The sequence below is a fragment of the Streptomyces africanus genome (assembly GCF_002150735.1).
GTDB lineage: Bacteria > Actinomycetota > Actinomycetes > Streptomycetales > Streptomycetaceae > Streptomyces > Streptomyces africanus.
Genome location: NZ_MUKA01000290.1, coordinates 1 through 8395, shown reverse-complemented (window position 1 = coordinate 8395; position 8395 = coordinate 1). Strand labels below are relative to the sequence as shown.

The 8395-nt window shown below is 71.9% G+C and carries 8 protein-coding genes; 2 read left to right on the top strand and 6 right to left on the bottom strand.

Going from position 1 to position 8395, the window contains the following annotated elements:
- On the bottom strand, positions 1-1553 hold a 1553-nt coding region (locus CCL05_RS31770; protein WP_086564131.1), incomplete at its 3' end, for a polyamine aminopropyltransferase.
- A gap of 123 nt (positions 1554-1676) precedes the next feature.
- Positions 1677-2204 carry a DUF2617 family protein gene (locus CCL05_RS31765; protein WP_167409654.1) on the bottom strand — a complete coding sequence of 176 codons (528 nt, stop codon included), beginning with the start codon at positions 2202-2204 and terminating at the stop codon, positions 1677-1679.
- Between the two features lie 1008 nt (positions 2205-3212).
- Between CCL05_RS31765 and CCL05_RS31755 the strand changes: the two genes are divergently transcribed.
- Positions 3213-4418 (top strand): pyridoxal phosphate-dependent aminotransferase, encoded by a 1206-nt coding sequence (locus tag CCL05_RS31755; protein WP_086564129.1) that lies wholly within the window; start codon positions 3213-3215, stop codon positions 4416-4418.
- 17 nt (positions 4419-4435) lie between these two features.
- On the opposite strand, the gene CCL05_RS31750 is transcribed toward CCL05_RS31755, so the two are convergent.
- On the bottom strand, positions 4436-6187 hold the full coding sequence (locus CCL05_RS31750; protein WP_030525214.1) for a penicillin-binding transpeptidase domain-containing protein: 1752 nt from the start codon (positions 6185-6187) through the stop codon (positions 4436-4438).
- Between the two features lie 142 nt (positions 6188-6329).
- Between CCL05_RS31750 and CCL05_RS31745 the strand changes: the two genes are divergently transcribed.
- Positions 6330-6902 (top strand): GNAT family N-acetyltransferase, encoded by a 573-nt coding sequence (locus CCL05_RS31745; RefSeq protein ID WP_030525213.1) that lies wholly within the window; start codon positions 6330-6332, stop codon positions 6900-6902.
- Between the two features lie 16 nt (positions 6903-6918).
- On the opposite strand, the gene CCL05_RS31740 is transcribed toward CCL05_RS31745, so the two are convergent.
- From CCL05_RS31740 to CCL05_RS31730, 3 genes are all read right to left on the bottom strand, one after another.
- A complete protein-coding gene (locus CCL05_RS31740; protein ID WP_244204479.1) occupies positions 6919-7248 on the bottom strand; it encodes a dienelactone hydrolase family protein in 330 nt (109 codons plus the stop codon).
- 60 nt (positions 7249-7308) lie between these two features.
- Positions 7309-7794: a CinA family protein gene (locus CCL05_RS31735; RefSeq protein ID WP_244204478.1), complete on the bottom strand. Its 486-nt coding sequence runs from the start codon at positions 7792-7794 to the stop codon at positions 7309-7311.
- A gap of 270 nt (positions 7795-8064) precedes the next feature.
- The coding region (locus CCL05_RS31730) for a DUF3556 domain-containing protein (protein ID WP_158102512.1) at positions 8065-8395 on the bottom strand (331 nt) is incomplete at its 5' end.

Sequence of the window (8395 nt, the reverse complement as noted above, 5' to 3'; positions counted from 1 at the left end):
GGGCGCGGGCCGTGCGGGTCGAGGCGCGGTCGCGGCTCCGTACGGGCGGCCAGGACGAAACCCCAGTCCCCGGGCGCCCGGGAGCGGTCGGCCGGGGTGCGGCCGGGGCCGGCGGCGAAACCGGCGTGGCGGCCGCCCGTGCCGTACGGGGCGGTGCGGAAACCGGCCGCGCGCAGGGTCGCCTCCACCGTCCAGAACACCCGAGGGCCGGCCGCGACGGGCCCGGCGTGCACCGCGAGCCGGCCGCCCGGGGCGAGCACGCGCCGCGCGAGGCCGTAGAACTCCTGCGAGTACAGCTTCGTACTCGCCGTGATGCCCGGGTCCGGCAGATCCGACAGGACGACGTCGTACGCCCCCGGGGGCGCTCCGCGCAGCCAGCCGAAGGCGTCCTGCTCCGTCACGCGCACGCGCGGGTCGCCGAACGCGTGCTGGTTCAACGCCGACAGGGCCGGGTCGGTGCGGGCCAGCCGCAGCACCTCCCCGTCGAGTTCGACGACGTCGACCCGTTCCACCCCGGGATGCCGCAGCACCTCGCGCGCCGCCAGTCCGTCACCGCCGCCGAGGATCAGCACGCGTGCGTGCGGTCCGGTCATGGCCGGGTGGACGAGGGCCTCGTGGTAGCGCAGTTCGTCGCGCCCGCTGACCCGCAGCCGGCCGTCGAGGAACAGGTCGGGGGGCCGGCCGTCCGTACCACCGGTGAGCACCACCTCCTGCACGCCGGTCTGGAGCGCCACGCGTACGTCGCCGCCGTACACCGCCTGCCGCGCGGCCCGTTCGAAGTCGTCGACGAGGACGGCGGCCGAGGCGAGGACCGCCAGCACGAGCACGTTGGCGGCCAGCAGCAGCCAGCGGGCGCGCCGGGTCAGGTCCCGGCGGAACAGGCCGAGGACCAGCGCGCCCCCGACGACCGCGTTGACGGCGCCGGTGAGCAGCGCGCCGGTCAGCTGCCCGAGGTACGGCAGCAGCAGGAAGGGGAAGGCGAGCCCGCCGACGAGCGCACCGACGTAGTCCGCGGCGAACAGGTCGGCCACCGCGCCGCCCGCGTCCTGGCGGCGGATGCGCTGGATCAGCTCCATCAGCAGCGGGACCTCGGCGCCGATGAGCAGCCCGGTCGCGAGGGAGAAGGCGACCAGGAAGCAGCGCGGCCCGCCGGCCCAGATCCCGCCCCAGTCGCCGGTCCAGGCGAAGACCGCGTACAGGGCCATCGCGCTGCACCCGCCGACCAGGGCGAGGGTCGCCTCGACCGCGCCGAAGCCGGCCGCGGCGAGCCCGCGCAGGCGCTTCGCGGCGAGGGAGCCGACGCCCATCGCGAAGACCATGACGGACAGCACGACGGACGCCTGGGTGACGGAGTCGCCCATCAAGTACGAGGCGAGGGCGACGAGTTCCAGTTCGTACACCAGTCCGCAGGCCGCGCAGACGAACACACCCGCGAGGACCAGGAACCGTCCGGTGCCGGGCCGGACGGGCAGCCGCGCCGGGCCGCGGGGGCCGTCCGGGGCGCTCCAGGGCGGCGGGGAACCGGGCGGGGCGGGCGCGTGCGGCTCGATCACGCTGCGACGTTACGTCACGTCTCCACTGCGGTCCGTCACCCACACGGGTGGTGCTGGTTTACCGAGGCCGGATAACGGTACGAGAACGGGTTCGCCGCGTTCGGGCCGTGCGGGGGGGCGCATTCAGTTGGCGGTGGCCGCCGCCGACGTCCGCACGCCCACCTTCGTGCGGGTCGCCACCAACTGCCCGTCCTGCGGGTACGCGTGCCAGGTCCGCCAGTGCACCTGGCCCTCGTGGTGCTGGGCCAGCAGTGCCGTGAAGGCGTGCGGGCTGCCGGGGAAGACGCCGGCCAGGCCGTGCGGGTGGTCGGAGACGAGGGCCAGCAACTCCTGGGCCCGGCCCGCGAAGGAGCCGGGTGAGAGGGCCTCGACCCGGGCCGCGAACTCGTACTCCCAGTCGCCCACCCGCTTGGCGACGCCGAGCGGGAGCGGGGTGCTGCTGCCCGGAAGGCACGCCACGGTCTCCGAGCAGGTGCCCCGCTCCTCCTCCAGCAGGACCTGGTGGGACGCGCCGAGGAGCCGCAACTGAAGTCTGACGCCTGCCAGTTCGAGGTCGAGCGTGGCCAGTGCGGGAAGCGGCTCGCGCCCCAGGGCCCAGGCGAGATCGGCCGCGCGGGTGTCGGTGTAGGAGGTGTTCAGGGTCGTGAGCATGGATCGGCTCCGCAAGCACACAAGGAGAGGGAGAGGGGTCCGCTGCACCCCGGTCGCACCGGGGGGATCGGCCCGGGGCAAACCGGTCGGCCGGTTTTGGGAAGGTGTCCGCAGAACGTCCGGGAGGCTGCGTCGGTGATGGAGAGGGAATCATGAACTGTGGCGCCGCAACAGCGTTTTTACCCAAGTTCGTGGGGTTTCCATCCCTCAGAGGGCTCCACAGCTCAACTGTTCAACCACGGCGTGCGCCGGCACCGGGGAGGCGTGCGCCGGTGCGCCGTGGTTCACGCCCGAAGCCGGACCGGACGGGCGCCCGGGCTTCGGGCGGGCCTCCGAAGTGCCCGCTTGACGGGCGCAGTTGCCGCGGTCACGCCTCGGTCCGACGGTCCACGGCCACAGTTGTCCTACAGGCATGCGAAGTTGCCAGAACGCACTCCGAGTCACAAGACAGAAGTTCGACGCGTACGTCGGACGGGAACCCCGAACAACAGGCAGAACCCCGGACAGCAGCCCGCACACGAACGCGGGGCCCGCCCCAGGTGCGGACCCCGCGTTCGGTGGTTGCGGCTTCCCCCGTCGGGAGCGCGGCCGACGTGTGTCAGCTGCCTCCGCCGCCGCAGCCGCCTCCTCCTCCACCCCCGCCGCAGGACGACCCGCCTCCGCAGGACGAGCCGCCGCCGCAGGAGTGGCCCCCGTGGTGTCCGCCGGACGAGCCGGAGTCCCCGCCCCCGGCCCACCAGCTGCCGCTGCCGCTGCCGCTGCTGCCGGCGGACGCTGCCCCGCGACGCGTCCTCTGCCCGGAACCGCCCCCGCGCGCCTTGGATACCAGCGCCCCGACCAGAACGACTCCGATCACCGCCAGGATGATGCCGACGACCATGGCGTCACCCTCCTTCCGTTTCCCCCGAAGCGGCCCCCCGTGGGCGCCTCGCTCTTGCGTGAACTGGGGATGCCCGCTGCCCGCCCGGCCCAAAGCAGAGTTGAGGAACTCCAGAGCTTCGGCGGAGGATGACCCGCATGACCTCCAGTGCGCGCCCCCTCCTCAACCGCCGGCTCGCCGAGTTCGGGACGACGATCTTCGCCGAGATGTCCGCCCTGGCCCTGAGCACCGGCGCCATCAACCTCGGGCAGGGCTTCCCCGACACCGACGGCCCCGAGGAGGTCAGGGAGGCCGCCGTGCGGGCGCTGCGGGACGGCCTCGGCAACCAGTACCCGCCGGGCCCCGGCGTCCCCGAGCTGCGCACCGCGATCGCCGCCCACCAGCAGCGGCGCTACGGACTGTCGTACGACCCGGACAGGGAGGTCCTCGTCACCGCGGGCGCCACGGAGGCCATCGCCGCCTCGCTGCTCGCCCTGCTGGAGCCGGGTGACGAGGTGATCGCCTTCGAGCCGTACTACGACTCGTACGCGGCGTGCATCGCGATGGCGGGCGGGCGCCGGGTGCCGGTCACGCTCCGCCCGGACGACGGCCGCTTCCGCCTGGACCTCGACGAACTGCGCGACGCCGTCACCGACCGCACCCGGCTGCTGCTGATCAACACCCCGCACAACCCGACCGGCACGGTCCTCACCCGCGCGGAGCTGGCCGCGATCGCCGAGCTCGCGGTGGAGCGGGACCTGCTCGTCGTGACGGACGAGGTGTACGAGCACCTGGTCTTCGACGACGCCGAACATTTGAGCATCGCCGCCTTCCCCGGGATGGCCGAACGGACACTGGTGGTGTCGAGCGCGGCGAAAACGTTCAGCGTCACCGGCTGGAAGATCGGCTGGATCTGCGGGGCGGCTCCGCTGATCGACGCGGTGCTCGCCGCCAAACAATTCCTCACCTTCGTGGGCGGCGGACCGTTCCAGCCCGCCGTCGCGCACGCGCTCACCCATGAACTCGAGTGGGTGGCCCGGTTGCGCACCAGACTCTCGGAGCAGCGGCTGCGCCTGTCCGCGGCGCTGACCGAGACGGGTTTCCGGGTACATCCGAGCGCGGGAAGCTACTTCGTCTGCGCCGATATCCGCCCCACGGGCGAGGACGACGGAATCCGGTTCTGCCGGGACCTGCCCGCACGACTCGGGGTCGCCGCGGTGCCGGTCAGTGTTTTCACCGACGATCCGGCCGCCTGGCGGCATCTCGTCCGCTTCACCTTCTGTAAGCGTCCCGAGACCTTGGACGAGGGCGTCCGGCGGCTACGAAAGGCGAGTGCCCGCCGGCCCCCCGGATAGCCGGCGCACCCCCGTGATCAGCGCGGCGCCCGCAGCATCCGGCCCGCCGCGTCGACAGCAGGACCGGAACTACCCGCATCGGCGACGAACACCGCGAAGGCCAGATCGTCCTGGATTCCGATGAACCAGCCGTGCGCGCTGCTGTTGTCACCGTATTCCGCGGTGCCGGTCTTCCCCAGCAGATTCGGTATATCGGTCAGCCGGGTGGCGGTGCCCGCGGTGACGGTTTCCCGCATCATGGTTTTCAGATCGCCGGTCACCGCGGCGGGCAGCGGCTGCGGGGTCCGGTCCGGTACGCCCGGCGAACCGGTCACCAGTACCGGAGCGGGCGCGCTCCCGTGTGCGACGGACGCGGCGACCAGCGCCATACCGAACGGTGAGGCCGTCACCTGGCCCTGGCCGATACTGGCCTCCACCCGCTCCGCCGGACTCTGCGCGACCGGAACGCTGCCGGTCACCGTGGTCAGCCCGGGCGTCACGTAGTCCACCCCGAGACCGAGCCGCTCGGCGGCGGTCCGCAGCGCGTCCGGAGGCAGCGTGACGGCGAGCCCGGCCATGGTGGTGTTGCAGGAGTGCGCGAACGCGGTATGCAGCGGGACCTGTCCCAGGTCGAAACTGTCGTCGTTGGGTATGCGGCGACCCTCGATATCGGCGACGCCGGGACAGGGCAGCACGGTGTCGGGGGTGGCGCGTCCCGCGTCCAGCACCGCGGCGGCGGTGACCGTCTTGAAGGTCGAGCCCGGCGGATACAGACCGGTGAGCGCTATCGCCCCCGCGCCGTCGGCGGCGGCATTCTGCCCGACCGCCAGGATCTCGCCGGTCGAGGGTCGTACCGCGACGATCGCCGCGGGGGTGCCGATCGGGTCCAGCGCGGTTTCCGCCGCCCGTTGCAGCCCGATATCGATAGTGGACCGGATATCGGCGGTGGGTCGCGGATCCGCGCCGGCGATACGCACCGTGCCGTCCGCGGTCTGCGCGCGCACCGCCCAGCCGGCGGCGTCGTCGGCCTGCTGCTGCCAGAGTTCGCTCAGCCCCGACAAGGTCGGGGCCGATATCGCCTTGTCGGTGGTCAGCAGCCGCGTCTGCGGGGCGAGAGTCACCCCGCGGACAGCGGTCAACGCGTCCCGCACCGGTGCGATATCGGCTTCGCGGAGGCTTATCGCCGTCACCGGTTTGCCCTGCGCGGCAGCCAGTTCGGCATCCAGGGAGGCCGGCGTGATCCCAGGGGCGAGCGGAGCGAGCAGGGCCGCCGCGGCGGCGGTATCGGCGCCCGGCGACAACTGGACGAGCGTCACCACCTGCTCGGTCATGAGCTCACCGCCCCCGGCGTCCAGGACCCGGGCGGGCTGCGGGTACACCGGTGCGTAGCTCAGCGGCCCGGTATCGAGCCCCGGCGCGACGGTGGCCGGGTTCCAGTGCACCTTCCAGCCGTCGTCGGTCTCGCCGGCGGTCCCGGTGGTCGTGTACTTCCATTCTTTGCCGCCGTCGGCCCCGAGTTTCCAGGTCGCTTCGAGGGTGAAGGTGTCCTCGTGCACCCCGGCGACCGCGAAGGTCGCCTCCTTGCCCAATCCGTCGTAGAGGGAGCCGAGCGTTTCACCGGCCTGCGCCGGATCATCGGTGAGCGCCGCGGCCACAGCGAGATCGTCGCTGTTCAGCGCCTCGGTGAAACGTTCGGCGACGGTGTCCGGCTCGGGCGGCGCGGAGGAGCAACCGGCCAGCGCCAGACCCAGGGCGGCCATGAGGACGACGAGTTTCCGATCGATGCGCACCGTTTCGACTGTATCGACCGGACGCGCGGCGGACGCGGATGGTCCACCTTCCGGTGTTGCGGATCGCATCGCCGGACCCGACCACGACCGTGCCCGGGCAAACCGGTTGCCCGCTACGCACCGGTGCCGAGATGATGGCGAGGTGAGTACCGCCGACCCGCCCGCACTGGCCCCCGGAATCGTTCCACCGCAGCGGATCGACCTCGGTGACCTCGTGGTACGGCGCTGGGAAACCGGAGATCTGACAGCCCAGTGCGAGGCGATCAACGCCTCGTTCGACCATCTCCATCCCTGGATGCCGTGGCTGCCCACGCCGCGCACCCTGGAGGAACAGCGAGTCTTCAACGATATCGCCGCCACCGGATGGCCGTCGGCCGACGGCGATTTCGGCTACGGCATCTTCGATACCGAAGGCACTCTGCTCGGCGCGGTAGGACTGCACGATCGAGTGGGACCCGCGGCCCTGGAGATCGGCTACTGGTGCCATATCGCGTATACCGGCCGGGGGATCATCACCCGCGCGGTCGCCGCGCTCACCGATGCCGCACTGCGGCTGCCCGGTATCGAGCAGGTACAGATCCGCTGCGACGCCGCCAACGAGCGCAGCGCCGCCGTACCCCGCCGCCTGGGCTACCGGCTGGACCGGACCGAGGTGCGCGAAGTGAGCGCACCGGCCGAAACCGGGCACGGGCTGGTGTTCGTTACGGGCGGTTGATCCGCGACCGGCCCGGTTACCGCGTCAGCGTGCGGGCGAACAGTTCGCGCAGTTCGCGAAAGTGCCGTTCCGCGCCCGCCTCCTGGTAGGCCGCGGTATCGGCCATGGTGTAGCCGTGTACCGCGTCCGGGTATACGGCAGTGCGGTGGTCGAGGCCGGCGTCTCGCAGCGCCGTGTCGAACACGGCGATCTGTTCGGGAGTGTTCGAGCCGTCGTTGTCGGCGTGTCCGGCCAGTACCGCCGCCCGGATGCCGGCGACCTCGAGATGCGGGCTGTCCGGTTCGTCGATGACTATTCCGCCGGCTTCGGCGGATCCACCGGGCATTTCGATCTCGACTGTCGGCACGATCGTGACCCTACCCAACATTTTCCGGCGAGCAGCGCGGCGCCCTCGCGCGGCAACGAATCAGGCCCGCAGTTCCTTCGCCGTGCCGAGCAGCAGCTCGACCGCGTGATCGACCACCTGGTCCAGGATTTCGGCGGGTTCGCCCTCGAACAGCCGGAACGAGGCGGTGACCCGACCCTCGACCGCGACAGCGAACCACACCGACCCCGGCTCCTGCCCGTCCTGCGGGTCGGGGCCACCGGCACCGGTCACTCCGACGGACAGTGTCGCGTCGAACAGCGTTCGCACCCCTTCGGCCATCGCCCGGGCCGACGGCTCGGAGACCACCGGCCCCTCCGGTACGCCGAGCACCCGGTGCTTCACCTCCCGGCTGTAGGCCACCACCGCGCCGCGGAACCACTCCCCCGAATTGCTCGCCGCGCCCAGCGCCGCCGCGAGCTGGCCGGAGGTCAGCGATTCCGCCACCGCCACCTGGAGACCCGTACGCTCGGCGATGGCAGCCAACTCCTCGGCGCGGTCATGGGCTCGCCCCAGTACAGCCGGCACAAGTACTCCTTCGGATTCGGATTCCGTCGACATCAGTACCCCACTTCCGCATGCCGTACCCCGCCGGTGACACCGCGAACAGTCCACGCGCCGCCCACCGCGATGCGCTGCCGTGCGGCCCAGGTCCGGGAACCGACCATTCCGTGCTGCAATACGCAGGACAGTTTAGACACGCGGGTACGCGGGCAGCCGACGGCGAATCCGCCGGGCGGGCCACCACCACCACCGCGCGCGACTTCGCCGACCCGCCCCGAGGCAACACAACCCCCGTCAGGGCCGGCGATCCGGGTACACCGGGACATCGTCGTCCCACGGCTGGCGCACGACCATATCGGCGACCCGCACCGAACCGCTCTCGAATTCTCCGGTCGCGGCGTCCACGAGCCGGTAACGCTGGGTCTGCCGATGGATCGGCTGCGCGTCCAGCAGCACCACCCGGACTTCCCCCGGCTCGAACCCGCAGCGCTGCTGCAGGGCGGCGATCAGTTGCTCGCTGTGCAGATGACCGTCGCCGAAGTTCCAGCCGAGCGCGGTGGAGCAGATGCGCTCCCCGTCGGTCAGGACGTAGTCGGCCTCGTCGTGACCGGCCATCGCGCGATGG